Source organism: Solibacillus sp. CAU 1738 (assembly GCF_039888725.1).
Lineage (GTDB): Bacteria > Bacillota > Bacilli > Bacillales_A > Planococcaceae > Metasolibacillus.
Genome location: NZ_JBDQQN010000001.1, coordinates 706,992 through 731,710, shown reverse-complemented (window position 1 = coordinate 731,710; position 24,719 = coordinate 706,992). Strand labels below are relative to the sequence as shown.

The following is a 24,719-nucleotide window of genomic DNA, read 5'->3' as shown; positions in this document are numbered from 1 at the left end:
GTTTGACCGGTATTCGATCAAACTCCCTCGATTATTATTTGATCAACTTTTCAATAGAAGCTGCAGCTTTGTCAGCAGCCTCTTGTGCTGTTTGCTTTCCTTCAAGCATTGCTTGTAGTTCTGCTTGAATTAAAGGCATAATATCACGACCTGATGGGTGAATAATACCCGGTTTTGCGTATTGCGTATATTCCGCAAGTTGCGCTAAATACTGCTGTGAAGCAAAGATATCTTTCGCTGCTTCTTGTGTTGGAATGTATTGTGTAATTTCATTGAATTTACGTTGGTTTTCAACATTTGTCATAAATTTAATGAACTCTGCTGTTGCATCTGGATTTTTAGATAAGCCTGAGCCTACAAACATCCCTACAGTTCCATAAGTTGCTTGTGCTGTTTCTTTTAATGGTGGCGCGATAACAAATTCAAATGGTTTTTCAGATAATAATGTTGATACAGAAATACCTGAGCCATTTACCGCTAACATTTTCCCACCTAAATACAATGAGTCATGCTCCAATGCAGTAATTGAGTCTTGTGGAATCCAGCCGTTTGTATACATTTCTTTTATTAATTCAAAAGTTTTTACACCAGCTTCGTTGTTAATTAAAATATTGCTATTTTCATCGATTACATTCCCACCTGCTTGCCATAGGAATGGATATAAAGTGTTATTTAATGATCCGCCACCAGCAAAACTAAATGCATAGTAACCAGCGTCTTTTGCTTTTTGAGCCCATACTTTAAATTCGTCCCAAGTTGTTGGTAGTTTTGTTGGGTCTTCACCGATTGCCTTAATAACATCTACGTTATAAACTAAAGATTCGGCTGTTTGTAAAATAGGTAGACCGTATTGCTTTTCTTTCCATGTTGTCGCTTCAAGTGAAGACGGTACGAAACCGCTCAGATCTTCTTGAGTTAAATAAGGAGTTAAATCTAATAACATATTTTCTTCAGCATATTTCGGCATTTGGTCAGGAATTAAATAGAATACGTCTGGACCTTGCTTCGCTGAAAGTGCCGTTAAGATTTTTTGATCACGGTTTGCCCAAGGAATTTGTTCGAAATTTACTTTTACTCCTGTTTCAGTTTCGAAGTTTGCTACGATTTCCTTCCACATATCCCCTTCTCCACCAGTACCATCAGTGTAAGGGTGTGCCCAAACTGTAATTTCACCTGATAATGCAGGCTTCGATTCTGTAGTGCCTTGCTCTTGTTCTGTTCCTGTAGTGCCTGCTGTCGTTTCTTTTGTATTTTCTTCCTTTTCACTATCACTACATGCGACCATAAATACAGCAAGGACCATGACTAACAAAAACCATCCCATTTTTTTCATCATTGAAACCCCTTTCAAATTATATTTTCCCCTAACTAAAAAACCCTTCTTGTAAAAAAAACAAAAGGTAAATAGTGTTATATTTTCTTAAAAAAGTATAACAGCTATTTTTTTCAGATTACTGAAAAACATAGCTTAACTCAAGTCTATTAATAGTCCTTAAATATATTATCAGTTTTTTTTGAAATTTTTGTCTTATAATGATTGGAGAAAGGAGTTGAGGAATAATGAATTATTGGGAAGGAATTCATCGCTTTTCTACAGTTGTAGTGCAGCTTATTTATGTAAATTTTCTATGGCTGTTATTTACTGTTTTAGGTCTAGGTTTATTCGGACTATTTCCAGCAACTATTGCACTGTTTACCGTCTTACGGAAATTACTTACAACCGATCAAGTTTCCATTTCAAAGTTATTTTGGGAAACGTATAAGTCAGAATTCTTCAAAACAAATGGCTACGCGTGGATTACATACGCTGTAATTTTCATATTAGCGATTGATTTTTATGTCGTATATACATTAGAAGGTACGCTACAACTTCTCGTTGTTCCGTTATTTATCGTACTCTATATTGTCATTAGTACAATACTGTTTTTCTTCCCAGTTTATGTGCATTTTGAATTGTCTTATTGGCAATATATTAAGCAAGCGTTTTTAATAGGTCTCGTATCACCGTTAACGTTTTTTTTACTAGTTTTCTATTTAGTAGCTTTATATGGGGTATTTAACTTATTACCAGGTGCTATTCCATTATTTGCAATAAGTTTATTCGCATATTTAAACATGAGGCTTTCAATTAAAGCATTTAATAAAATAGAAAAGAAAAAATTGAGTGAGGTGGCTTCATGACATTTTTTTCAAAGCTACATCCTGAGTTAGCTGCTCAATTTGTAGACGCTGAACCAACTCTTCATTCTATTCGTGACATTGTAAGTAAACGACCATTTACACATTTTTCGAAGCAAGAGATTGATTTTACTGATGTGATTGTTTCGGAAAGTACAATCGATTCAAATAGTTATCCTCTACGAGTAATTATTTGCAAGCCTCGTCTGCCAATGGAAAATGCACCTTGTATTATTTGGTATCATGGTGGTGGTATGGTATTTGGTACTCCGGATGATAGCGTTGGCTACATGCTTGATTTTGTGCGACGTTTTAAAGCAATTGTTGTCATTCCAAATTATAGACTTGCGCCTGAATTCCCGTATCCAACTGGTCTCTTCGATAGCTATAATACGCTACTTTGGGTAGACCGCAATGCCGACCAGTTAAACATAAGTCGAAAAAAAATCATCGTTGCGGGTGGCAGTGCAGGTGGGAATTTATGTGTTGCCGTTAGTTTACTGGCGCGTGACAAAAAAGGACCAGCTATTGCCTTTCAGTTGCCTCTCTATCCGATGCTCGACTATCAAAACAACCGCCCTTCTAATTTGGAGTTGACGACACCCCTTGTATGGAATCATTCCAAAAACAAGGAAGCTTGGGAAATGTATTTACATCGTGCGGATAAAGTCGATAGCTATGCGTCACCGAGCTATGCACAGAATTATGAAAGTTTACCCCCAACGTACACATTCGTCGGAACTCTCGATTTATTCCGTGATGAAGTAATGGATTTTGTACAACGATTAACGATTGCACAAGTGCCTGTTGAATTCCATTTGTATAATGGCTGTACGCACGGCTTTGATTTAGATAACACAACAATCGGACGCCAAGCAAAGGAGCAGCTACTTGCCGTCACGAAGCAATATATAGAGAGATATTGTTAGGTTTAATAACAATAATTAAAAATGAGCCATATTACATGTTGATGTAATGTTGGCTCATTGTTTTTTCTATTTACACGTTTTTACTTTCTACTTCAATCATAATTTTTGTTACATACTCTTTTTCATAATCTTTTACTACCGCATCATAAATATATTCCTCGTAAATATAATGGCGCATTGTTAGTTGCTGAGCATCGATAAACGCGAGCATCTTTTCGTATGTGTCCGCAATTTTTTCTTCACTTCCTACATGATAACCGACGACAAAATCACCTTCATCAACATGAAAATACTGACGTTGTTCTATTGGATTTGGTTGTTTCATATATAGATACGTATAATTAGTGTAATTACCAGCTAGGACTTGTTGTTTATTTGTAATAGACCCAATTGGATAACCCGTATCTAATTTGGAACGGTGAAGTATGTCAATGAAATCAGAAATTTCTTTGAAAAAATCTTGTTCATTACAATCTTGTATATTGTTACTCAAATATAAATGTGATTCTGGATAATGCACGACTTCAATTTTGCTAAAGTCGAGTGCTAATGCTGTAGTCGTTAAGTCAATTTTCTTTTTTATTATTTGCTCGATTATTTCTAACTCCTGCTTTTTACGCTCAACTTGTTTTAATTGTTCATTCATTAATGATAAAAAATTTTCAGGTGATTTATTATTCATAAATTGCCTGATATTTTTCAGTGACATGCCCACATCTTTTAACAATTCAATTACACTAAAAAATTCATACTGATATACGGTATAAAAACGGTACCCTTTATCATTTTTAACTGCAGGTGATAATAAACCTATTTGATCATAATAAATTAATGTTTGTTTATTTACTTTACATAGCTTCGCAAATTCGCCTGTTGTAAATAGTTTATCATTTTGTTCATTCCCCATAGACGTTTCTCCTTGACTATATAGTAACTATATATCTTACATTGAAGCAGTAGAAATAACAATCAGAAAGGTTTTGATCGTCATGAACACTGAAATTCGTGACATAACTGTAGACAACGTAAAGGAAATTTTAGCACTTCATGTAGCGCAAGAACAGGCGAACTATGTGGAAACACCAGAAGAATGCTTAGAGGAAGCAAAACAAGATACACACTATATCCCTGTCGGCTTATATGTTGAAGAGACGCCTGTAGGTTTTGCGATGTACGGAGAATTCCCAGACGACATAGAAGGTAGACGTATTTGGTTAGACCGTTACTTTATTGATTCGCACTATCAAGGAAAAGGCTACGGGAAGCTATTTTGTGAACACCTTCTTCAATTCTTAACAGAAAAATATGGATGTAATAAAATCTATTTAAGTGTTTACGAAGACAATGAAATAGCGATAAATATGTATAAAAAGCTTGATTTTCATTTTAATGGTGAGCTCGATATTAAAGGAGAAAAAGTAATGGTACGGGTAATACAATAATGGAATTAATCGAATATCAATAGACCAAAATTATGCACGTGTTGTAGATTTGGAATAAAGTTTGATTAATTAGGGCTCTTAAATGCTTATTTAACAACAAAAAAACTCCATTCAAAATGGAGTTTTTTTGTCCTAATCCCCTTACCCTCGTACTTTAGGGGTTGTATTTGATTGCTCTTGGACATCTATACCTTCCTTAAACTTCCTTCATTACTTAAAAGATTAATTAGAAAACCATCCAACAGGCTTTGCTTTATAGCTAATATTAATTTGTTTCTGTTCAGAAAATTCATCTAGTCCAAAGACCCCTAAACCTCGTCCAACTCCACTTTGTTTATAACCACCCCATGGAGCTTGCACTGTTGCAACATGATAACAATTGACCCATGTGATACCGGCCTTTATTTTGCTAACTACGCGCATTGCTTTCTCTAAATCCTGTTACGGTATGATTCTTGACAAATTCCTGGATATTCGTAAAAGGAGTGTATTACAGATCTATACGTGTGCTACCAGAAATTATTCCCAACTGCAATTTACTACATATCACCAATACTCTTCGAAAACCCTGTACTTCTCCCAACATACCCATTTGCGATATAAAAAGCATGTGCTGCTTGACGTTCCTTCCGGTTACCACTATTCAATGCAATACTATTACATCCTTGTTCTATGGCCCATTGCTCACACGTTTGTAAGAGCTTTGTCCCAATGCCTTGTTGTCGTTCAGCCTCGCTAACTACAAAGGTTAAAATTCTTGCATATGTTCCTTTTCTTTCGAAATAATAGGATTTACATAATCCCGCAATTCCAACTATACTATCATTTTTCACAGCTACTATCGTTTCATAATCAGGGTGCTTCTGTAATTCTTCATATTGCATTGTTACATCTTCTAATGTCATCGGGTAGCCTAATTCTGCTAATAAATCTGTTATTTTATCGTAATCACTATTTCGAAGCATTCTAGTTTGGATGTCCATTATTTATCCTCCTACCTATTCGGTAAATTTCCTCTAATAATTGTTTTATTATTCAAATAAAGCTACTTCCAACTTCATGTTATAACAGTGAGTAAGCATAGCGTGTAGCTGCCCCCTATGATGATAAAGATGTGCAACGATTTCAATTAGCCATTCATAACGAGTATAAGTAACCCCCCAATATGCAGGAATCAGCTCTAGTAATTCTATTTCTGAATAATTTTCATATGCTGCTCTGAGCTCGTTATAATTTGCGAGCAGTGCATATTTTAATTGCTGTTTCGTTAATATGTAAGTTTGTTTTTCATAAAACTTACTAAGTTGTTCCTCAGAAATATTATTCGCGATTAATAAATCAGCTTTTGGAATTGTTACAATATGTAATAATAATTCTCCTACTGAAAATTTGGATGGCGTCGGTCTTTTTAATAAATCTTGTTCTTCTATTTGTTCAATCAGTTGGACTATTGACTGTACAGCTACTTCAATTTGATGCAATGTATTTTGACAATAACTATTCATACATCCTCCTATATTATTATTGAGTTGTTTACTTCCTACGTTTTATCCATAAGGAAAATAGCTTGCGAAAAATTAGAATTCTTTCACAAGCTACTTATCATTTATTTAATTGCCATCGCCGCCAGATGATGTTGATGCAACACTAACAGCTACTGTTGTGGCTATAATTGCATATTGCATTTGCAACAACATTTCAAGCGATACAACTGAAAGCATTTCGAATTTTGAACGATCCATTGTTGGTAATAACTGTTGAATCGCAATTCCAAGTACTTCATTTTTATACCATTTAAAATACTTTTTCTTAGCGAACGCTTCGTGTAAAGCTATTAGCTCTTGTATCTTTTGCTGATCTACGCCAATTAACGCTAAAAATCCAAGCTGAGTATACATAGATGTTTTTATTTTAATGCCATTTGATTCAAGCGTTTCTTTTATTTTAACGATATACGGTACGAGCTGATCATTATAATCGGTGCTCGGGATTGTTAATATTTGCGATAATGTTTGCAACTGATTCCCTTGGGAAAACTTAGCTTCACGCAGCTCATCATAATAACGACGCATCGTGATTGCACGAACTAAAGCATCACTCTCGCCATCTGAGGCTAGCATTACGGCAACAGGAACATCATCATAAGATGTTAGAAATTTATGTTGTTTACGCATTTCTGCATATAAAGCACGTGCATTTTTCGCCTGTTGCTCTGTATTTTGTGCTGTAAAAAATAACGCAGCAATATACGTATACGTTGTATTTGGGAACTTTTCCGCGCGTAAAACCTTATGATTTTGCAATACTTCACGGATTGCCGCTTTTTTATCTTCTTCCTTTGAAAAATGCATAGCATAGGTGTATTGTAACAACGAATTCGTACGCGGCGCAGATAGCCAATGTGCCTCTTCTTTAATGGCGTCGATCACCTCTTGAAAGGCACGCACATCAACCTCTTCTTGACGAGAAGTATAGAAAGAAGCAAGCATTATTAATATTCTTTTATCTACAGTCCAGCTTAAATAATTCTCAATTTTTTTATAATTCGTTTCATAGAGTTGTATTATTTGTTCCACTTTCATTCACCCCTTTCTTATATTTACGGTGAAAGATGAGAAAGGATTCGTGAAATGTAAAACTTAAGCTAATGATGTATAAGGATATAAAACATTATTCGGATAATCGGCACCTGCACGGCATTTAACAAACAGCGCGCCAGTATCAATGAACTCACCTTTGTCATAAGGAACATCATCATTTGGAGTAAAGCATAGTTCAAATTTTTTCACTGCTTGTGTCTTTAATGTAGCCAGTACATCTAGTAAAGGTACCGCATTTTTAGAAATAACATCGTAGACAATGACCGCCTCTTCACTTTGCTTATACATAACTACAGTATCTAGCTCTTTGTTATAATAAATATGATCACGATAGCTAAATAAGCTATGGAACATCACTAAATCTGCTGCATTCTCTGTTGTAAACGTTTGACTTATCGGTGTACGGCTTTTCACAATATAATATAAAAATGCGAGGTCATCATCATTATTCATCTCTAACTTTCGGAAGCTCGCCTCTCCTTTGGCTACACTGTTCGCATCCACTGTATACGTACTTTGGCTACGTTTTTCAAAACCAAATTTCGTGTAAAATTGCAGTACAGTTTCATTCGCGAACAAATAGTAAATATCAATTTCTTCTTCATATTGCGCGAGTAATGCATTCATTAATTGCTTTGATAGCCCTTGCCCTTGATAATTAGGATCTGTCATTACTGTGCCAATTTGCAGTGCTTTGTAGCTCTTTCCTTCAATTAATAGACCCACTTCACTTACCGAAACATTCGCGACGACTTTACTACCATCTACAATTGAAAAACATTTGAAAGAGTCACCCCAGAAGCCTTTTTCATACCATTCCTCAAAATGTAAATTAAACGTTTTCGTTGCTAATGTAAAAAAGCTTTCACGTAATTGTTTATTTTCTCGGTAGTTTTGAACAAGCTGTAGTGTTGTCATTTCGATTTCCCCTTTGCAGCATCGTTTTATTTTAATGCATACACATAGTATACTATTTTTTAACAATAACCGGACTAGAAAGGAAGAAATATCCATGCGTTTATGGCATACAAATTTAATTCCCTTTTTACCGAAAGGACAGCTCCTTTCCCAGTGGCGGGAGCTAAACAGCATTTTCGCAAAAGAGGATAAGCATATTTTAATTAATTATATTTACGAGTATCCAAAAGATGATTTATATATTTATTCGGAGAAAATAATGGAGGAAATGAAAGCTCGTGGCTATAAAATACGTACACTTGATAAGATGGAGCGCTATTTTGCTGAATTAGGTGCTGTAAAAGAGGTGACGCCTTTTAAGCTGCATCATGATGACGAGTATTTAGAAATTTGCTATTACAATTTAAAGGAAAAGTTTATTCGTGGTCAAAAGGATTATGATGCGGCACTTTTCCAAAAGCTCGATGAATACTTTAAAGAAGTAATTCGTCACACATAAGAGAAATTCAATCCTTTTTCTCCATATGGTTGAGCGTGACATGTTGCGGAAAGTCATGGAGAATAGCTGCCGAATTTGTTCCTTTGCCTGACCTTTCGTTAACGGTTGTAGCATGGTATATTTTTCAAATCCCTTGAGTTATTTATCCAGTTTTATCCATTATCCATCTAATTTCTTGCATTATTTATCAAATGTTGTAAATTATTTATTTTATCTGCTAACATATCAATCTTACCAGTTTTAGTGGTTATTTTAGTACTCGATTTCGATATTTTGGGTTAATAACCAAAAATCGGGTATGACAACAAAATAATAAAAGTGCGTGTTGATTGTAGTGGAAGTTGGGCGAGTGTAGCTGTCGGTAAACCTTTCGCTACAGAGCAAAGCTTCCTGGGGGATTAGCGTCCAAGATGAGACCCTGGACTGAGCTTGCGAAGGAAGCGGCTCATCGGACGCCCCCCCGGAAAGCGACCAACTGAAATGGAAATCAACACCAAGCTACGTTGATAAACCACATTTTGGAAGATAACTATATTAATAACAGTGTGTTTGTATTATAATTCTAGAAATACAAAAAAAGGGGCGAATTTCTGTGAACGATTGTTTTATTTGCAATAAACATGCTGGAAATATTCAAACTTCAGGAGCAATGATTTACGAAGACGATTACGTTTACGTTGGGCATATTGATAGTAACGAAGACGCAAATTATCTAGGTCATATTATGATTGACTTAAAAAGACATGCTCCAACTCTTGCTGATATGACAGTGGATGAAGCAAAAGCATTTGGGGTAATTATGGCGAGAGTCAGCAAAGCTCTCATCGAGTCTGAAAAAGCTGAACATATTTACTCACTTGTTTCTGGAAATTCAGTTCCACACCTTCATATGCACATCGTTGCTCGTTACCCGAATACACCAAAAGAGTATTGGGGACCAATGGCAGTTTACGATTGGGAAGATGCACCAAAAGGCGATAACGATGATGTTATTAAACTTTGTACTCGTTTAAAAACATATTTAGAGAATAATTCATATGAGTAATCTGACTGATTGTTTCAGCTGGGTAGGTAGCCAAGAACATTTTGTTGATAAGCCAAGTGTTCAACAACATAATAATATTGTTGTAGGGAGATTTGGCGGTAATTCGAATGTAGGGCAATATAAGAATGAAGATGGTTGTTTAGTTTGGTTAAATGAACAAGAGGATTGGGAATTCATCATTATTCTAGACGCACATAATACTGCCGAAAGCGCTGAAATCATTATAGAACAATTCAATAATGAAAAATCTCCAATTACACATTTATTATCTTTGCCGACAACTCAACAAACTTTTAAAAAGCTAGAAGAAAAGATTTTAAATATGTTTCAATCTGAAGAGTTCTTAGCTGCATGCCGAAATGTGACTGGAGAAACTGCTTGCTTAATTGTTGTAAGAAAAGATAAATATGTGTGGTGGTTTTCAGTTGGAGATTGTGTTTTATATTTATTTCACCCAGAATTAGCCGCACTAGGTCAATATCAATTAAATCAAAGACAATTTTACGAATGGATAGGACAAGTTAATACTTTTGAGCAGGAGGTTCCTTGTTATAGTAGCGGGATAAAGGAATTAAGAAAAGGAGAAAATCGTCTTTTTCTAACTACGGATGGTTTAATTGAATGTCCCAATGATCCGTATTCAAATCCGAAAAACATATATACTACCGTCTTTAACTCTAAAGAAGATGAAAGTATTATGGCAATGTTGACGCATATTCAAGATAATGATGTAAGAGATAGCACTACTATCGTTTCCTGGAAAGTAAATATATCCAAGGAACCCACTAGAGCAAGTAATCAGTAATCATGTATTTCTATTTTAATTACGAATCTAAATACAAAAAAGAGGTGTGAATCGCACCTCTTTTTCTATTGTTTATTTATGAGTTGAAGACGCGAATCATTCACGCATCCATTAAAGAACTCTGCATAGTGGCATTACGGACATCAATGGATAGACTATTCTTTTTAGGGCAAAGTATCTCAATAATGCAATGGTTTTAAATGATTGTAGATGTGTATTAAATGGATTGATGATTAATAAAAATGATGAGTATACTTGCACGTAATATGCTAGTTTCTTTTCTACTTTAAAACTAAAAAGCCAAAATAGTTTTTTAATTCCACGTAACAACGCATAGAAAAGGATTTGAAATAGTAATGCAACAAGAACAAGTAGTAAACCCGTTAGATACAGAATCCGTCGGAAAATCTTTCCTTAGATATTTAATACCCTCATTAGTTGGGATGTTACTAATGGCTGTCAATATTGTAGTTGACGGAATTATGGTAGGCAACAAGTTAGGTCCGGTCGCACTAGCTGGTGTAGGTATTGCAGGGCCAGTCTATACAATTTTTGTCGCCATGTCATTATGGATTGGGATTGGTGCAGCGACCCGTTATTCTGCAATGATGGGTGCTAAACGGCCAGATCAAGCACGAATCATTTTTTCACATGCGATTTCCTCTATTTTTATCTTGACGATAATTATTGGACTCACTGCCTTTTACTTTAGGACAGAACTTGCGTATTTGCTAGGTGCAAATGCCGATACGTTTGAATACACATCAGCGTATTTAAACGTCATGTTACTATTTGGTTTCGTCTTCACTGTAGAAAATGCTTTCAGTATTTTAGTACGAAATGATGGTGGGCCTAATGTAGCAATGATTGCCCTAGTTGCTACGTCAATAGTCAATATCATTTTAAACTATGTATTTTTATTTATTCTTGATTATGGAGTTGAAGGTGCAGCTATTGCGACAATCCTTGGTGCGTTTACTGGACTAATTATACTCAGTACGCATTTTTTCAGAAAAAAATCCAACTTACGTTTCGTACGCTTTAAATTTGACAAGAAGCTTGCTTTGCTAATCTTAATCATCGGTTTTCCGAGTTTTCTTTCAGAAGTCGGGATTTCGGTGTTTACAATCTCGCACAACCTTGCATTTAAACATTTCGCAGGAACTGTTGGTGTATCAGCATTTACAATTTTGAATTATGTTCATAGTGTAATGTTGCTATTATTTTTAGGTATGGGGTCTGCCATCCAACCACTAATTAGTTATTATAGTGGGGCCAAAGATGAAACAAAGATGAAACAAACAGTAAGGTTAGCGATTGGGACATCTTTAGGTGCCGGTATCTTTTTTATGTTAATTGGTCAATTTGCCGCAACACAGATAGTCAGCTTGTTCGGTGATTTCCCTGAAGATGTGATGACTTTGGCAGTTTCAGGTATAAAACTATTCTTTATCGCCTACCTCTTTACGGGTACTAACTTTGTCATGATGACATATTATCAATCCATTGGTCAAATCCGAATGGCCACATGGATTACCGCCGCTAGGGAAATTGTCGTTTTACTCATCTTACTTATGATCTTGCCACAATTATTTGGAATAACAGGCATCTGGCTCGCAATCCCTACATCTGAATTCATCGTATTAATGACGATTTATTTTTATCATCGGAAGTGGAATAGCTAATGTTCGAATTTACTTTTAGTTCTTTACTCGTCATTATTTATCAATTACATCTATCTCGGAGTAATATCGTCCAGATTTTGAATTTTGATTAGTTCAACGTTACGAGAACCTAATAATCCGATTACAATCTCACCATTCTAACAATTAAAAATGGCAGAACCACTATGAGTTCTGCCGATTTTAATGATTATTATGTGATTAATAATTAATTGTTAACTTTTAATGCAAAATTATTAAGCGAGTTTTTCAATTTCTGAAACAACTTCTTCAATTGAGCTCACAATGACACCGCTACGTTTAATAAGTCCAACTACGAAAAGATTGCGGTAAATAAATTGATTTTCTGTACCATCTGCAATAAGTGCATCAATTTTTTTCACATTGTCGCGCCCTTGTTGACGCACATCGGAATACAGCGCAATTATTGGACGATTATAGCTTGAAAATGCACCAATTTCCGCAGCAACGCCCGAATCAATTTCCACCCCATCAATCACCGCAATAAGCACATCACTTTGCTGTAAGCTTGTAAGGTCTGCCTCTGCTATTGCTAAACTATCGGCAAATGACGATTTATCGTTAATCGCATCATTTTCCTGTGGTACGTATAAATCAATCGTTGGAACCGCCTGTCTAATCGCTTTTGCTAGAACTTCATTAACATAGCGATCCCCTATTGAAAATAATCCATTTGCTAAATATGCTTTCATATTGCCACGTCCTTTATGTATAATTTGCTTTTTTAGCATAACATAAAGTGAACATTTTAATAAGTGATAACGCGGTAGTATTGTGCCAAAACAAAAAAAGTTTGACGGACAGCCTCTTCAACAAACCTTCTTTCCAAATCATTTCTTTATTATCACTAAAAACTCAATCATTCCATCTTCTATTTTTGCAGTAGCACTTCCACCTAATTTTCCAGCGAGCAACTTAACGATAGACAGCCCTAATCCGCTACTTTTACGTCGAGAGTTATCAGTTGTATAAAAGCGCTCAAATAGCTGATTAGGATCTATTTTAAAATCATCTTTCATCGTATTTCCAAACGATATGTAGGCAAATTCTTTGTCTACCCAAGTATGAATTGTTACATTGCCTTCCGCATGCATAATACTGTTTCGAACTAGGTTTTGCAAAATGCGTAAAACCATTTCTTCATCCGAGTGAATAATTAACGGCTCCGAATCAGGCAAGTTTACCTCTATTCCCTTTTGTTCAAATTGTGCAAAAGCACCTGCTACCGTTTCAAGTAGGATATTTGTTAAATTAATTCGTTCCCTATTAGGTTCATCCTCATTACTAAGTAAATAAGAGAATTCAAAGAATGTTTCTAATAATTGTTCGAGCCTATTTACATGGCTATGTGCAATTTTTATTTTAGCTAGCTGTTCATCTGTTAGCTGTTCTTTTAACAACATCTGTTGATAACCTTTAATTGCAGTGAGCGGTGTTCGTAAATCATGTGATATATTAGACACCATTTCTTTATAGTACTTCTCCTCACGCTTAATATACGATTTTGATCGTTGAGCATCAAACAATACACGATTAATATTTATCACGAGTGAATTTAACTCTTTATTTAATAACTCAACGGTAATCGGCTGAGTGTTTTGTTCATGTAGGCGTTGTATCAATTGTTCGTTAATACTGCGTAACTGCCTTTTCAAATAAAATATATACGATAATAATCCTGTAATGACAGCTACAAGCAAAATCCACATCGCCTACATCTCCTTACTTAATTTCTGCTTTTCTAAATGACATGTAAGTTAGCCACATTACGACTAGCATGAAAATCATACAAGTGAATAATGCAATTGTTAAATCTGCCGAGCTCATACCGACATGCATTGTAATGTATTTTCCCGCAAAAGGCGTATATGAAATGATATTATGCAGCAACTCAAATGTTTCTGGAAAGCTTGCTACTTGGCCAAGGAACATGGATAACATGTAGTATCCTGCTACAACTAGCACTGCTTTCCTTAAAGTAAATGCTAACAAAAGACAGACACATAACTGTGCAAAATACACCATTGTCATTATCAATAAAATAACTATAGATTGACCAAAAGTGCCGCTTGTAGAAGTTGTTAGAATACTTAAATACCCAGCTGCAACCCCTCCCATACTAAACGTCGTATCCATTGTTAAACCAATGAAAGTTACAACAATAAATGGAATTGCTAGTGTGAAAAGTAAAATCCAAAAGACAATTGCCTTACTCACAACAATTTGCATTCTTGAGTAACCACTTATAATAGGGTGATGTATATTTTTCGTGTCAAAATCTGAACAAATGAGGAATGTAGCAAGTACCGCTCCGATGATTGTCATCATATTCATATCAGATATTAAAAAACCAACACTACCTAAGCTCATATTTAGCGAGTTATTACCAATTCCATATGAAATACTGAACATGGCGATAGAACAAGCAATTGTAATTGTTAGTAAAATCCAAAATATTTTAGAATGCGTCGTTTTGTAGAGATCCGAGCGTACTAAATTAAACATGGCGCTCACCTCCAATTAATGTTAGGAAGTAATTCTCTAACGTATCTCCTTGAAGGTTAAATTGTGTAATGACAACACCGTTTTTAAATAATGTCGTCGATACAAGGCCAAGATTATCTAAATAGTCATATAGTTTAATCGTTTGATCGGGCATTACTTGGAAATTTTGGGTAGCAAGTACGGTTTCTAACACACTCGCACAATGTTCTGGTGCAGTACAACCGATGCGAATATAATGTCTGCACGCATCATCTAACTGCTGTTGAGTTAGTTGTTTTATAATTTGCCCTTTATGGATAATGATATAATCCGTTGTTGTTTGATAAAGCTCCGGTAAATTATGACTCGAAATTAAAATCGTCATTTGACGCTCTTCGCAAAGGCGACGTAAAAGCTGTCGAATTTCAACGACCCCCATTGGATCTAGCCCATTTACCGGCTCATCTAAAATTAAAAGCTCTGGATTTGTTAATAGCGCAATGGCAATCCCTAGCCGCTGTTTCATACCAAGTGAGAAATGTTTAGCTTTCTTTTTATTTGTATGTGCTAAACCAACTAGCTGCAGTATTTCATCTTCAAGCTCCTCATTTGGAATACCGCGCATTAAACGATGATATTTTAGATTCCCCTTTGCTGTCATATCCGGGCTAATCGCTGGTTGTTCGATCATACTGGCAATACGTTTACGTTGTGCTTGAATTTCCCTTTCAGTCGATTTACCAAATAGCTCATATGAACCTTCAGTTGGAAAACTAATCCCTGAAATAATTTTCATTAAAGTTGATTTACCCGCTCCATTTTCTCCGATAAGTCCGTAAATACGACCTTCCCTTAATTCAATCGATACATTTTGCAGCACTTTATGTTTATTAAATACTTTTGTTAAATCATTTGTTTTTAATATGATTTCTCCCATTATGGCACCATCCTTTCATATCTCTACATTACGGTGGAAAGGTAAAGATAACGTAAAGATGACGTATGGATTACGAACGATTTACTTACGTAGGCGATATCCTAGCCCCCGAAGTGTTTCAATATAATCAGCCTGAGGATTCAAAGCTTTTAATTTTTGGCGGAGATTACTTACATGCGTCTTAATAATATGTTCATCCCCAAAATATTCTACATGCCAAATTGATTCATATAAATTGGCTTTCGTGAACACTTTATCTTGGTTTTCCATGAATAGCTTCAGAAGCATATATTCCTTTGCGGTAAGAATGACTTCACCACCATTAACTGTGACACGTTTTGAGTCATCATCAAGAATTACATCTTTATATTGGAGTTGCTTGATCGGCCATACTTGTTTATGTATCCGGCGTAAAATGGACTCTATCCGCGCTAGCACTTCCCCAAGGTCAAAAGGTTTCGTAATATAATCATCTGCACCTAAACGTAGCAAATCAATTTTCGTTGACACTAAATCTTTTGCTGAAATCATCACAACTGGCACATTGGAATTAACTCGTATATCTTTTAAGAGCTCATCCCCACTTTTAAACGGCAACATTATATCAAGAAGCACAATATCGAATGTTTCACGCATAAATAGTTGATAACCTTCTAAGCCATTCATAGCACTGGTCACCTGATAGCCTGCTTGCTCAAATAATTCCGTTAACATTGCATTCACATCTTCATGATCCTCAACTATTAAAATATTCACCATGCAATCACGCCTTTGATTAAATGACTTTCTTATAAGAACTAGCTTTTCAGTTCCACGTACTAATAATTTTATAATGCAATTATTTTATCTATATTTAATATCGTGCTTTCGACTATTTAGTTAAATCGACATACTACTTATTCCAAAATAAGTGCCAAAATACTTGGGCTATACAAAATTTCACTTAGCAAAATTATGTTGAGTATTGATATACCCTAATTCACATAATTTTGGATTTGTAAAAAGATGAAAAGGATTTTCTACTGGTAATTTCAATTGATTTTATAAATATGCTTTAAAGAATAGTTACGGGATAGATTTGAGTTGGATTGTAATATTTTACTAATATTTAATTTATATGGTAAGTGAGATATAATAAATTTAGAAATATGTGAGGTGTATTCAATGACATATAAAAAACGTAGCTTTATGGAACGTGTTGCTTTTGCATTAACTGATTATGAAAAACAGACATCACCTATTATAGCTAAGGCTGCATTTGACGATTTACAAAAGTTGAATCAAATTGAACAACAAATTACTACTACTGAAAATTTAATGCCTCTTAAACAGTTAGAAAAGCAAAAAAGAATCATAGAGCTTGGTATTCACGGTGAAAAAAGCGTCCTATTCGAACTACAAAACTCCTTTCTTCCTATACATATAATCCATGATTTGCGGATTGTACATAAAGATTTAAGCGCACAGCTTGACTTTGTCGTCATCACAAGGAGATTTATTTTAGTTATCGAAGTGAAAAATTACTATGGAGATATTGAAATTACCGAAAAAGATGAATTTGTTCGTAAAGTACGCCAAAGGAATAGAATAGTTTTTAAAGAAGGTTTTTATAGCCCGATTCGACAAGTACAACGTCAAGTTCATGTTCTAGAAATGTTACTAAAAGACAAAGAAGTAATCAATAAAATGCCAATTAAATACGTAGTTGTTTTCTCTAATAAACGCACACTGATTGATGCAAATAATGCAAGTATTGAAGTAAACGAAAAAATTTTAAGAGCCGATCAATTAGTGCGATATTTAACTAACGAATTAAAGAAAAATTCCCCCATTCATTTATTAGATAAACATATGGAGGAAATGAGTACTTATATATCTTCTCAACACCAATCAAAAGCGATAAATGATTTAGATATCAACGAAGAAAAACTACTAGAAGAAACGATTTTATTGCATAATGAGGAAGATAATATTGTAAAGTCAGAATTCCCTACCCCTATGGAAACAATGAAGAATTCTAAACAACTGCAAGAAAAATTAATTCAATTTCGCAAAGAACAAGCAGCTAGACAAAATGTAAAAGCATTTTATATTTTCTCTAATAAAACGTTAGATGAACTCATTATACAAATGCCTGTCACATTAGAAGAATTAAAAAACATCCACGGAATTGGTAAAGTCAAAATCCAAGAATTTGGGGATGAACTTATAGAGATTATTAAACTTTATCACTAATAATTCACTATCAATTCACAAACTTCATTAAGTTTTCCTATAAAATTTATTTCTTACCAAAAAGACAATGCTGTCAAAAGATTTACTTAATTTACATAAACCACCTCCAATTTAATATTGTAATTCGGAGGTGGTTTTGGCTTTAGAAAAATAGCTGTTATGCAGTCGCATAGTAAAGTAATAACGAAACAAAAATAAGGAGAAGTATCTTATCAATTCAAATTCATATTAATACTTATAAACTGTAACTGGCTCCCACAACACCGTATACCCATTCATTATCGAATAGTCATACAAATCCACTAGCTTCATATCTTCATATGTATAGAAATCACTTGCCTCCCCTACTACCGAAACGAGGCTTTCATTCCGCTCTAGCATGGATTCTAAAAAAGGGCGTGTTGTAATTTTGTCACTTTTCTTCATATTACAGTTGTTACAAGCCAGTACTAAATTCCATAGATTGTCGGTTTGGACGAAACTCCATGGAATGAAGTGATCAACATGGGTTTTGCGGCGGCTTTGAGATAAGTCGTGATTGCAGTAGAAGCAACGATTTTGTTCAAATTGCGTGAGCACCTTGTAAAATGACTCCAACGAACTGCGTTTGGAAATAATCTCAATTTTAGATAGTAGACTTATAGTGTTAGTTACTTCATTTACTTTTTCTAGATACTTCACTAAATGATAGTTCGTTAAATTGATAAGAATTCGTTGGTATTTTTTCATGAACTGATAGACTTCTGGGTTGAAACGAAAATGTGCTCTTTTAATATCAAATTCATAAAATACGCCAGCTGTGTCGCCATAAAATGCACCTATGACATTTTGCTTGCAGTCACGTTTTACTTCGTTTGCGATTTTAAGCTGCAATGAGTCAGCTAGTTGATCAAATTGCCAATCTGATGGTATACCTTGTTCTTTTGCGTATTTCTTCAAAATCGTTTGTGCGCGAGCTGGTTTATTTTTGTTATGGGATTGTTCTAAGTCATGATGGATAACCAAATTCCAATATATTGTCGTGAAAGAATAGAAGATTTGGTCATAACTGAGCGATAATTCGTCATTCACATTGTACAAATTCTCTAACAGCGACTTGAAAAAAACGTACTTATAAGAAGTAGAGACTGCTGATCGATAATAAAAATTATTCAAGTGCTGCCAAATGACATCCTCTGTCACATACAATTCGCGTATTTCACCGATTTTCAAATCATGTGACATGCTCAGTCCTCCACTTCCATTAAATAAACCCCTTCTGCAAATCCTCCGCGCTTGTCCTTTTTATGCATGCGTATTGCTTCCAGTTCCTCATATGACACGCCGTACACATCAAGTGCCGCGTAGACAAGTTCTAGAATGTCAGCCAGTTCCTCTACTGCATCCTTTTCATTAGCAGCTTGCTGGAACTCAAGCGCTTCTTCTTGCATCTTGTTCTTAATCTCTCCTAAATGTTCACTGGCAGCCAAAATTCGCGTATTGCATGTTTTTCCGCTTGCTTCAATAATTTGCGGTATCTTATCTCGTACTAATTTATTGTATACTGGCATGTAGTTTGTATCTCCTTATTTAATCGCTTTAAACTCAATGTCTCTACCTACTCCAGCTCACTCAATGCCATTTTTGCCGACAACGCCAACAAGTCCATGTCCTCAATTCTAAAATCAGTACCGAAGAAAATTTGATGTTCGAAGCGATTGGTTTTGTGATTAAATCTTACTTCCCCGATTCCCGCAAAGGTAGGTTCTGGGTTTTGATCGGCAAAGTGTTGAATGACACCGAATTTATTTAAATAGCTGTTATTTTTAGATTCCGCGGTAAATGCTAGTTCAAATACAATATCAATTTCTTTGTCACTTTCTAATAACGTGATCTTTGCGGCATCCTCTATAAGCTCTACCTTTTGAACAAAACCCATGACGAGCTTATGTTGACCTATATCATTCTCATTTATTTTTGAAACGTATTTTCTTCTTAAAGGGGGCCTTTTTCTCATTAAGCTTTGCCATGTTTCATCATCAAACAAAGTTGTTTGTATACCTGTTTTACTTTTGCGCCTAAAAAGTGTCGGTTTTTGAGCAGGTACTGTTGTTCTTTTTACAGCATTTATGGGGGTTGACTCTTCGGGAAATCTCATCGCTCGGTAGGCCCTACTTAATGCCTCTTGACGACGTTGGAATTCAAATCCAACCGTGACATCTGCAAATTGATAATTCCTTTCAACCCATCTTCGTTCAAAATGATACACGCACCTTTCATGATGTGAATGATATTTCCATGTGCGGAAATGCGCCCGTTCACTATTTATATACACTAGCTTTGCTGGACAACCAGGTGTTGGACAATACAAAAAACCTCGTAAATTATGAACATATAGCTGCTTGGATACTTCCCAAATATTGATTAGCTTTTCCTCTGCATTTTTAATAAGCCTTGCTTCAGCAATTAGCATATTAAATCACCCTTTACTCATTCGTATTGGAATACAAAAGATGACTGATGTTATGTATGCGGTAGTTCAAATCTATTAATTAGTATTATACATTAGTTTACATATATTGAACTATGAATTTTCTATATATTCCGTTAAATTAATAAAATAATGTATAAACCCGTGTAAACTTCTGATAGTGATATACTTCCGATTCCAAGAAAGAAAAAATTGAACTCTAATAATATTTTCATTCACTCTAAAGTTACGAGAGGAAATTTTTAAAAACGACTTAAACAATCATTTTTTTCAAATAATCGATTTTGATATACAACTTATTTTTTAATAAGCGCCATTTTAGATCTTTAATCCTAGTTTGGCACTTATTTATTAATAAGTCGTATATCGATTTTGACAAATTGGCTTTTTACCTTTTGAAAGATATTTCTAAAAAATTTTTGTTGTATTGAATTTGCTCGTGAAAAACTAATACGACTTTTTTTGCGCATCACTGGCTACGACATAAATAAAAAAGAATCCAATTCTGCAAAGGTTACTACACGATAACCTAAACACAGAAAGGATTCTTATAAAAGCTACTATTGCGTAACTGAAAGATTTAACGAACTTATCTGTACAACTTGTTATTAAGTGAATCTTCAATCCGTGGGAGGTGTGCCTAATTCCTCAAGAAATAAATACTTCAGTTTTTACTTTAAGTGAATTATTCAACTGAGGTCTCATAAATAACATTTTGACCCCAATGATAATTTTTATAATACCGTCAATCACTGCGAACACTAAGAAAGGGACACTGATTAAGAGTATGCCGACTAGGGAGTTTACTATTGTTAATATGCCTAACAAGAGCATTAGCTTTCCTTGAGAAAAATAAAAACCAAAGAAATGAATACCAATAACGATAAATATACATAACCATAGTAATCTTAAATTATCAAAGCCGATAACCAGTCCACAAAGCGTACATAGAATTACGGTAAAAATGATCGAATAGTTATCCATCCTATCTTGAAACTTGGAATTCTTTCCATATGAAAGTTTATTGTTTACATAAGGCAAACCAAATATCAGGAAATAGCCAATAAAATAACCAAATCCCATGATAAAAGGCTGTATGAATAAATCTCCCCCTGTAATAGCTGAAAGAATAATAATAACACCAATATAAACGAGCCATACTCCTACTGTTCTTTGGGTATTATACTCTCTATGACTGTTTTCCTCGTCCATTTCCCTTCCCCCTTTTAACCGTACGTCTTTATTTCATAGCCTTAATGGTTGTTATATGCAGCCCTTTTATTTATATGTTCAAATGCCCCTTATTAAGTATGGGGATTTATGGAGAAAGTAATAAAATTGACATGAAAAAAAGTCATTTGTAATCAATTTCTCTATTTACAGAGAACACTAATAAAAAATTAGAACAGATATTAACGTATTCAATGTTAATATCTGTTCTGAACTCTAGTATTGGTAACAGGGCGTTTATTTAATTCTCATCATTTTAATCATCCCAATAATAATAACGGCGAAGATAGGAACCAAAAACACCATCATACCGAACATATTAAGAGCGTCTGCCTTTTCTTGTGCAACAAGAATTGTCTCATATATGCAATATGCAAAAAGAATGTTTATCAAGTTTTTCATTATATTTAACATTTTACGACTCGTTGTATAAAATGCCTCGACATTCGTTTCGTTTAAACGGTCTGGATAATTATGTACATGCGGTTTTTTTTCTAATACATACATCATTGCAAATAAACCGATACTAATAGCGGGTAAAATGAGGATTTCAAATTTAGAGCCCCAACGATCAACATCACCTGCTCCATTAAAATGTGCAGGAATTTCAGCTGGCAGGCTAGACCAATTAAGTGCAATAAACAATATTGCTAAAAGGAGTGCCCCTATTCCAATAATGTCAGCTATTATTTCACCAGTTGTTTTCGGTATATCTAATTTCGGTCGATACGGTGTTTTGAACATACAAATCTCTTCTTTCTTCTATGTATTCATATTATAAATACGGGTAAAATAATCAAAAGTTTCAAAATTGCCCTTATGTGAGGAAACTATTCTTCTTTCCAGAAGTAATTCAGTACTTTTTTTAGACGAATATGTAGATTGGAGCTATGTTATGGGCTTTACCGATTTAATTGATTTTTTACGATATCTCGATACAGAATTATACTATTATATAGATCAATTTGGTTACTTTATTTACGTTATACTTTTTCTCATTGTTTATTGTAAAACAGCGTTTATTATTTTGACATTTTTACCTGGAGACTCTGCACTGTTTACGAGTGGCACACTTGCTGCTACTAATCATTTAAATGTGTGGATTTTATTCATTTTATTTTTTGTTGCTACGTCATTAGCGGATAGTCAAAATTATTTAATTGGAAAGTTATTTGAAAAACAGCCAAAAATAAAGAACATTTTCATGAAATATTTACCTAACAATGCAGTTGACCGAGCATATGGTTTTTTAGAAACATATGGGAAAATAGCAATTACATTCTCTCGTTTTGTACCTCTAATGCGTACAATGACACCTTTTATTTCTGGATATTCCGGTTATTCATACCGAAAATTTGTGCGTTATAATGTATTAGGAGCATTTATTTGGACATGCGTATGGCTAGGTGGTGGCTATGCCCTCGGTAATATTCCATGGGTTGCTAATAACCTATTATTAACTTTATCATTGATTACATTAGTCGTTTTAATCCCAACAATTTTCGCTTATATAAGGCAAATGATAAAAGTAAAAACCGCCTAACGATTAATTAAGGGGTTTGAATTAGAGGTACAGAAATGCAAATAGCATTAAGATTTTCATTATGATTAACAGTAAGAATCGCAGGCGAAGGCCAAAATATAAGCTGAAACTATTATGGGTGGTAAATTATTACTTAATGTCACACATTATATGTATAGAAATTAAAAGGGTAGAAGAGCTTAAAATTCGCTCTATCTATCCGCTTTTTAACTACTAATGACGCATTACAACTCCTTAGTTTTCTTCCTCTAAAACAACTTCGCCATTTTCAATTTGTTCAAGGATTTTCACCCAGTCTTCTTTTCTAAACTTGGTTTCATCTGACAATTTGACAGAATATAAGTGGTAAGACCCATTAGTATCTTCTTTGGCTAGTTCGCCAAGTTCTAACGTTGCCACCTTATTTTCTTCTGACACAAGTGTGTGGTTTTTATAAACGAATGTAAAGCTTGCAATCCCAATTCCACCAAAAGCTAATAATACTGCAGTAGATAAAACAACAATCGGTTTACTTACTTTTTTCACTTTAAACATTTTCATCAACCTCCTTTTACTTTGTACTTTTTCAAGCAATTACTCTAAAACAAAATGTACCTTCTATTTTACCGCAATAATTATTTTTGTAAATATTTACAAAAAGGATTTTTATAGTCGTAATCGGCGGGCTATTTTATAATCATAAAACCAAAAAAGTCACCACCATACCAATGCCTACACAGTTAGACAGCTTTTCTTTAGGCAGCTTTAAAGATATGAATTCAGTATTGTAACGGGCGCTTCGACAAAAAAACTGCACCTCCACTGATAGATGTATCTACCAATAGGGGTGCAGCTCATATTTTTCGCTAATTATTTAATTGTCATACCGCCATCAACAGCTAAGTTAACACCTGAAATATGACCTGCTTCGTCTGAAGCTAAGAATACTACAGAATCTGCAATATTTTGAGCAGTTCCTAATTGAGCAAGTGCAATACCGTTTAAGAAATGCGCTTTGTATTCTGGATTTTCCATTTGAGGTGCACTCATTGGTGTGATGATATAACCTGGGTTAATTGCATTCACACGGATATTTTTCTTACCGAATTCTACTGCTGCTGCACGTGTAATTGCTGATACAGCACCTTTAGAAGCCGTATATGCACCAGATCCTGCCATACCTGTTAACGCTGCAGTTGATGAGATATTAACGATTGAACCACCGTTTTCTTCCATGTGTTTCACTGCTAATTGCATACCTAACATTACGCTATCAATGTTAATATTGTATACTTTGTCCCACATTGCTTCAGTTTGTTCTTCAAATGGTGTAGGTAATGAAATACCTGCATTGTTTACTAAAATATTTACAGCACCGAAAGCTTCAATTGCTTGAGCATAAACATTTTCCCAATCCGCACGAGCAGCTACGTTATGTGAAACCGCGATTGCCTCTCCGCCTGCTTCTTTAATACGTGCTACAACTGCTTCTACTGCTGCTGTATTAATATCTGTTGCTACTACTTTTGCGCCTTGTTGTGCAAATGTTAAAGCTGTCGCTTCTCCCATGCCACTACCTGCACCTGTAATAATTGCTACTTTGTTTTGTAATCGAGCCATTATGAACACCTCATTCGAATATTTTGATAGTCTAACTATCATTTTCACAAGTTCATATTATACCAACTTTAATAAATTTGCAACAATAAAGACTAGGCTTAT

General features: G+C 34.7%; 27 protein-coding genes and 1 pseudogene. 9 read left to right on the top strand and 19 right to left on the bottom strand.

What is annotated here, in order from left to right; genetic code table 11:
- Positions 1–34: 34 nt before the first annotated feature.
- The gene (locus AAFN87_RS03725; RefSeq protein WP_347789684.1) at positions 35–1,336 is read right to left on the bottom strand and encodes a sugar ABC transporter substrate-binding protein; all 1,302 of its coding nucleotides are present in this window, start codon (positions 1,334–1,336) and stop codon (positions 35–37) included.
- A gap of 224 nt (positions 1,337–1,560) precedes the next feature.
- Between AAFN87_RS03725 and AAFN87_RS03720 the strand changes: the two genes are divergently transcribed.
- Entirely contained in the window at positions 1,561–2,181 is a 621-nt protein-coding gene (locus AAFN87_RS03720) for a YesL family protein (protein ID WP_347789683.1), read from the top strand.
- Positions 2,178–3,107: an alpha/beta hydrolase gene (locus AAFN87_RS03715; protein ID WP_347789682.1), complete on the top strand. Its 930-nt coding sequence runs from the start codon at positions 2,178–2,180 to the stop codon at positions 3,105–3,107. The genes AAFN87_RS03720 and AAFN87_RS03715 overlap by 4 nt, the downstream gene beginning before the upstream one ends.
- A gap of 70 nt (positions 3,108–3,177) precedes the next feature.
- On the opposite strand, the gene AAFN87_RS03710 is transcribed toward AAFN87_RS03715, so the two are convergent.
- Positions 3,178–4,014 (bottom strand): MerR family transcriptional regulator, encoded by an 837-nt coding sequence (locus tag AAFN87_RS03710; protein WP_347789681.1) that lies wholly within the window; start codon positions 4,012–4,014, stop codon positions 3,178–3,180.
- A gap of 82 nt (positions 4,015–4,096) precedes the next feature.
- Between AAFN87_RS03710 and AAFN87_RS03705 the strand changes: the two genes are divergently transcribed.
- Entirely contained in the window at positions 4,097–4,549 is a 453-nt protein-coding gene (locus tag AAFN87_RS03705) for a GNAT family N-acetyltransferase (RefSeq protein WP_347789680.1), read from the top strand.
- 222 nt (positions 4,550–4,771) lie between these two features.
- On the opposite strand, the pseudogene AAFN87_RS03700 reads toward AAFN87_RS03705, so the two are convergent.
- The 5 genes and pseudogenes from AAFN87_RS03700 to AAFN87_RS03680 form a co-directional block, all read right to left on the bottom strand.
- A pseudogene (locus AAFN87_RS03700) lies at positions 4,772–4,978 on the bottom strand (aldehyde dehydrogenase family protein); the annotation flags it as partial.
- A gap of 110 nt (positions 4,979–5,088) precedes the next feature.
- A complete protein-coding gene (locus tag AAFN87_RS03695) occupies positions 5,089–5,532 on the bottom strand; it encodes a GNAT family N-acetyltransferase (RefSeq protein ID WP_347789679.1) in 444 nt (147 codons plus the stop codon).
- 48 nt (positions 5,533–5,580) lie between these two features.
- A complete protein-coding gene (locus AAFN87_RS03690) occupies positions 5,581–6,054 on the bottom strand; it encodes a DinB family protein (RefSeq protein WP_347789678.1) in 474 nt (157 codons plus the stop codon).
- A 105-nt stretch (positions 6,055–6,159) separates the two neighbouring features.
- Positions 6,160–7,125, bottom strand: a complete 966-nt coding sequence (locus tag AAFN87_RS03685) for a DUF4003 family protein (RefSeq protein ID WP_347789677.1) — start codon at positions 7,123–7,125, stop codon at positions 6,160–6,162.
- Between the two features lie 63 nt (positions 7,126–7,188).
- A complete protein-coding gene (locus tag AAFN87_RS03680; protein ID WP_347789676.1) occupies positions 7,189–8,067 on the bottom strand; it encodes a GNAT family N-acetyltransferase in 879 nt (292 codons plus the stop codon).
- 94 nt (positions 8,068–8,161) lie between these two features.
- Here AAFN87_RS03680 and AAFN87_RS03675 point away from each other — a divergent pair, with 94 nt between their 5' ends.
- The 4 genes from AAFN87_RS03675 (at position 8,162) to AAFN87_RS03660 (ending at position 12,101) form a co-directional block, all read left to right on the top strand.
- A complete protein-coding gene (locus AAFN87_RS03675; protein WP_347789675.1) occupies positions 8,162–8,566 on the top strand; it encodes a pyrimidine dimer DNA glycosylase/endonuclease V in 405 nt (134 codons plus the stop codon).
- Between the two features lie 592 nt (positions 8,567–9,158).
- On the top strand, positions 9,159–9,611 hold the full coding sequence (locus AAFN87_RS03670; RefSeq protein ID WP_347789674.1) for an HIT family protein: 453 nt from the start codon (positions 9,159–9,161) through the stop codon (positions 9,609–9,611).
- A complete protein-coding gene (locus AAFN87_RS03665) occupies positions 9,604–10,416 on the top strand; it encodes a PP2C family serine/threonine-protein phosphatase (protein ID WP_347789673.1) in 813 nt (270 codons plus the stop codon). The genes AAFN87_RS03670 and AAFN87_RS03665 overlap by 8 nt, the downstream gene beginning before the upstream one ends.
- A 356-nt stretch (positions 10,417–10,772) precedes the next feature.
- Positions 10,773–12,101, top strand: coding sequence for an MATE family efflux transporter (locus AAFN87_RS03660; RefSeq protein ID WP_347789672.1), 1,329 nt, complete (start codon positions 10,773–10,775; stop codon positions 12,099–12,101).
- A 233-nt stretch (positions 12,102–12,334) separates the two neighbouring features.
- Here AAFN87_RS03660 and AAFN87_RS03655 read toward each other — a convergent pair whose 3' ends face one another.
- The 5 genes from AAFN87_RS03655 to AAFN87_RS03635 form a co-directional block, all read right to left on the bottom strand.
- Positions 12,335–12,811 (bottom strand): nucleoside 2-deoxyribosyltransferase, encoded by a 477-nt coding sequence (locus AAFN87_RS03655; RefSeq protein ID WP_347789671.1) that lies wholly within the window; start codon positions 12,809–12,811, stop codon positions 12,335–12,337.
- Positions 12,812–12,949: 138 nt separating this feature from the next.
- Complete coding sequence (locus AAFN87_RS03650; RefSeq protein ID WP_347789670.1) at positions 12,950–13,828, bottom strand: sensor histidine kinase; 879 nt, start codon at positions 13,826–13,828, stop codon at positions 12,950–12,952.
- A 13-nt stretch (positions 13,829–13,841) separates the two neighbouring features.
- A complete protein-coding gene (locus AAFN87_RS03645) occupies positions 13,842–14,624 on the bottom strand; it encodes a hypothetical protein (RefSeq protein ID WP_347789669.1) in 783 nt (260 codons plus the stop codon).
- Positions 14,617–15,540 (bottom strand): ABC transporter ATP-binding protein, encoded by a 924-nt coding sequence (locus AAFN87_RS03640; protein WP_347789668.1) that lies wholly within the window; start codon positions 15,538–15,540, stop codon positions 14,617–14,619. Before AAFN87_RS03640 ends, AAFN87_RS03645 begins: the two co-directional genes overlap by 8 nt.
- Before the next feature lie 81 nt (positions 15,541–15,621).
- Positions 15,622–16,299: a response regulator transcription factor gene (locus AAFN87_RS03635; RefSeq protein WP_347789667.1), complete on the bottom strand. Its 678-nt coding sequence runs from the start codon at positions 16,297–16,299 to the stop codon at positions 15,622–15,624.
- A gap of 405 nt (positions 16,300–16,704) precedes the next feature.
- Here AAFN87_RS03635 and AAFN87_RS03630 point away from each other — a divergent pair, with 405 nt between their 5' ends.
- On the top strand, positions 16,705–17,775 hold the full coding sequence (locus AAFN87_RS03630) for an NERD domain-containing protein (protein ID WP_347789666.1): 1,071 nt from the start codon (positions 16,705–16,707) through the stop codon (positions 17,773–17,775).
- 228 nt (positions 17,776–18,003) lie between these two features.
- Here AAFN87_RS03630 and AAFN87_RS03625 read toward each other — a convergent pair whose 3' ends face one another.
- The 5 genes from AAFN87_RS03625 to AAFN87_RS03605 form a co-directional block, all read right to left on the bottom strand.
- Entirely contained in the window at positions 18,004–18,999 is a 996-nt protein-coding gene (locus tag AAFN87_RS03625; protein ID WP_347789665.1) for an HNH endonuclease, read from the bottom strand.
- Between the two features lie 2 nt (positions 19,000–19,001).
- Positions 19,002–19,325, bottom strand: a complete 324-nt coding sequence (locus tag AAFN87_RS03620; protein ID WP_347789664.1) for a pyrophosphohydrolase domain-containing protein — start codon at positions 19,323–19,325, stop codon at positions 19,002–19,004.
- Positions 19,326–19,372: 47 nt separating this feature from the next.
- On the bottom strand, positions 19,373–20,227 hold the full coding sequence (locus AAFN87_RS03615; RefSeq protein WP_347789663.1) for a hypothetical protein: 855 nt from the start codon (positions 20,225–20,227) through the stop codon (positions 19,373–19,375).
- 666 nt (positions 20,228–20,893) lie between these two features.
- Complete coding sequence (locus tag AAFN87_RS03610) at positions 20,894–21,457, bottom strand: DUF6609 family protein (RefSeq protein ID WP_347789662.1); 564 nt, start codon at positions 21,455–21,457, stop codon at positions 20,894–20,896.
- 255 nt (positions 21,458–21,712) lie between these two features.
- Positions 21,713–22,219: a DUF1648 domain-containing protein gene (locus tag AAFN87_RS03605; protein ID WP_347789661.1), complete on the bottom strand. Its 507-nt coding sequence runs from the start codon at positions 22,217–22,219 to the stop codon at positions 21,713–21,715.
- Positions 22,220–22,370: 151 nt separating this feature from the next.
- Here AAFN87_RS03605 and AAFN87_RS03600 point away from each other — a divergent pair, with 151 nt between their 5' ends.
- The gene (locus AAFN87_RS03600; RefSeq protein WP_347789660.1) at positions 22,371–23,018 is read left to right on the top strand and encodes a VTT domain-containing protein; all 648 of its coding nucleotides are present in this window, start codon (positions 22,371–22,373) and stop codon (positions 23,016–23,018) included.
- 234 nt (positions 23,019–23,252) lie between these two features.
- On the opposite strand, the gene AAFN87_RS03595 is transcribed toward AAFN87_RS03600, so the two are convergent.
- Together AAFN87_RS03595 and AAFN87_RS03590 are read right to left on the bottom strand one after the other, a co-directional pair.
- Positions 23,253–23,552, bottom strand: a complete 300-nt coding sequence (locus AAFN87_RS03595) for a hypothetical protein (RefSeq protein WP_347789659.1) — start codon at positions 23,550–23,552, stop codon at positions 23,253–23,255.
- Between the two features lie 315 nt (positions 23,553–23,867).
- On the bottom strand, positions 23,868–24,617 hold the full coding sequence (locus AAFN87_RS03590) for an SDR family NAD(P)-dependent oxidoreductase (protein WP_347789658.1): 750 nt from the start codon (positions 24,615–24,617) through the stop codon (positions 23,868–23,870).
- Positions 24,618–24,719: the final 102 nt, after the last annotated feature.

Excerpts from the sequence above, each read along its gene's own strand:
- AAFN87_RS03660 (WP_347789672.1), top strand. The coding sequence starts at position 10,773 with ATGCAACAAGAACAAGTAGTAAACCCGTTAGATACAGAATCCGTCGGA.
- AAFN87_RS03705 (WP_347789680.1), top strand. The coding sequence starts at position 4,097 with ATGAACACTGAAATTCGTGACATAACTGTAGACAACGTAAAGGAAATT.
- AAFN87_RS03595 (WP_347789659.1), bottom strand. The coding sequence starts at position 23,552 with ATGTTTAAAGTGAAAAAAGTAAGTAAACCGATTGTTGTTTTATCTACT.
- AAFN87_RS03680 (WP_347789676.1), bottom strand. The coding sequence starts at position 8,067 with ATGACAACACTACAGCTTGTTCAAAACTACCGAGAAAATAAACAATTA.
- AAFN87_RS03675 (WP_347789675.1), top strand. The coding sequence starts at position 8,162 with ATGCGTTTATGGCATACAAATTTAATTCCCTTTTTACCGAAAGGACAG.
- AAFN87_RS03615 (WP_347789663.1), bottom strand. The coding sequence starts at position 20,227 with ATGCTAATTGCTGAAGCAAGGCTTATTAAAAATGCAGAGGAAAAGCTA.
- AAFN87_RS03720 (WP_347789683.1), top strand. The coding sequence starts at position 1,561 with ATGAATTATTGGGAAGGAATTCATCGCTTTTCTACAGTTGTAGTGCAG.
- AAFN87_RS03695 (WP_347789679.1), bottom strand. The coding sequence starts at position 5,532 with ATGGACATCCAAACTAGAATGCTTCGAAATAGTGATTACGATAAAATA.
- AAFN87_RS03690 (WP_347789678.1), bottom strand. The coding sequence starts at position 6,054 with ATGAATAGTTATTGTCAAAATACATTGCATCAAATTGAAGTAGCTGTA.
- AAFN87_RS03605 (WP_347789661.1), bottom strand. The coding sequence starts at position 22,219 with ATGTTCAAAACACCGTATCGACCGAAATTAGATATACCGAAAACAACT.
- AAFN87_RS03640 (WP_347789668.1), bottom strand. The coding sequence starts at position 15,540 with ATGGGAGAAATCATATTAAAAACAAATGATTTAACAAAAGTATTTAAT.
- AAFN87_RS03650 (WP_347789670.1), bottom strand. The coding sequence starts at position 13,828 with ATGTGGATTTTGCTTGTAGCTGTCATTACAGGATTATTATCGTATATA.
- AAFN87_RS03725 (WP_347789684.1), bottom strand. The coding sequence starts at position 1,336 with ATGATGAAAAAAATGGGATGGTTTTTGTTAGTCATGGTCCTTGCTGTA.
- AAFN87_RS03635 (WP_347789667.1), bottom strand. The coding sequence starts at position 16,299 with ATGGTGAATATTTTAATAGTTGAGGATCATGAAGATGTGAATGCAATG.
- AAFN87_RS03625 (WP_347789665.1), bottom strand. The coding sequence starts at position 18,999 with ATGTCACATGATTTGAAAATCGGTGAAATACGCGAATTGTATGTGACA.
- AAFN87_RS03645 (WP_347789669.1), bottom strand. The coding sequence starts at position 14,624 with ATGTTTAATTTAGTACGCTCGGATCTCTACAAAACGACGCATTCTAAA.
- AAFN87_RS03630 (WP_347789666.1), top strand. The coding sequence starts at position 16,705 with ATGACATATAAAAAACGTAGCTTTATGGAACGTGTTGCTTTTGCATTA.
- AAFN87_RS03710 (WP_347789681.1), bottom strand. The coding sequence starts at position 4,014 with ATGGGGAATGAACAAAATGATAAACTATTTACAACAGGCGAATTTGCG.
- AAFN87_RS03600 (WP_347789660.1), top strand. The coding sequence starts at position 22,371 with ATGGGCTTTACCGATTTAATTGATTTTTTACGATATCTCGATACAGAA.
- AAFN87_RS03590 (WP_347789658.1), bottom strand. The coding sequence starts at position 24,617 with ATGGCTCGATTACAAAACAAAGTAGCAATTATTACAGGTGCAGGTAGT.
- AAFN87_RS03655 (WP_347789671.1), bottom strand. The coding sequence starts at position 12,811 with ATGAAAGCATATTTAGCAAATGGATTATTTTCAATAGGGGATCGCTAT.
- AAFN87_RS03620 (WP_347789664.1), bottom strand. The coding sequence starts at position 19,325 with ATGCCAGTATACAATAAATTAGTACGAGATAAGATACCGCAAATTATT.
- AAFN87_RS03610 (WP_347789662.1), bottom strand. The coding sequence starts at position 21,457 with ATGGACGAGGAAAACAGTCATAGAGAGTATAATACCCAAAGAACAGTA.
- AAFN87_RS03665 (WP_347789673.1), top strand. The coding sequence starts at position 9,604 with ATGAGTAATCTGACTGATTGTTTCAGCTGGGTAGGTAGCCAAGAACAT.
- AAFN87_RS03715 (WP_347789682.1), top strand. The coding sequence starts at position 2,178 with ATGACATTTTTTTCAAAGCTACATCCTGAGTTAGCTGCTCAATTTGTA.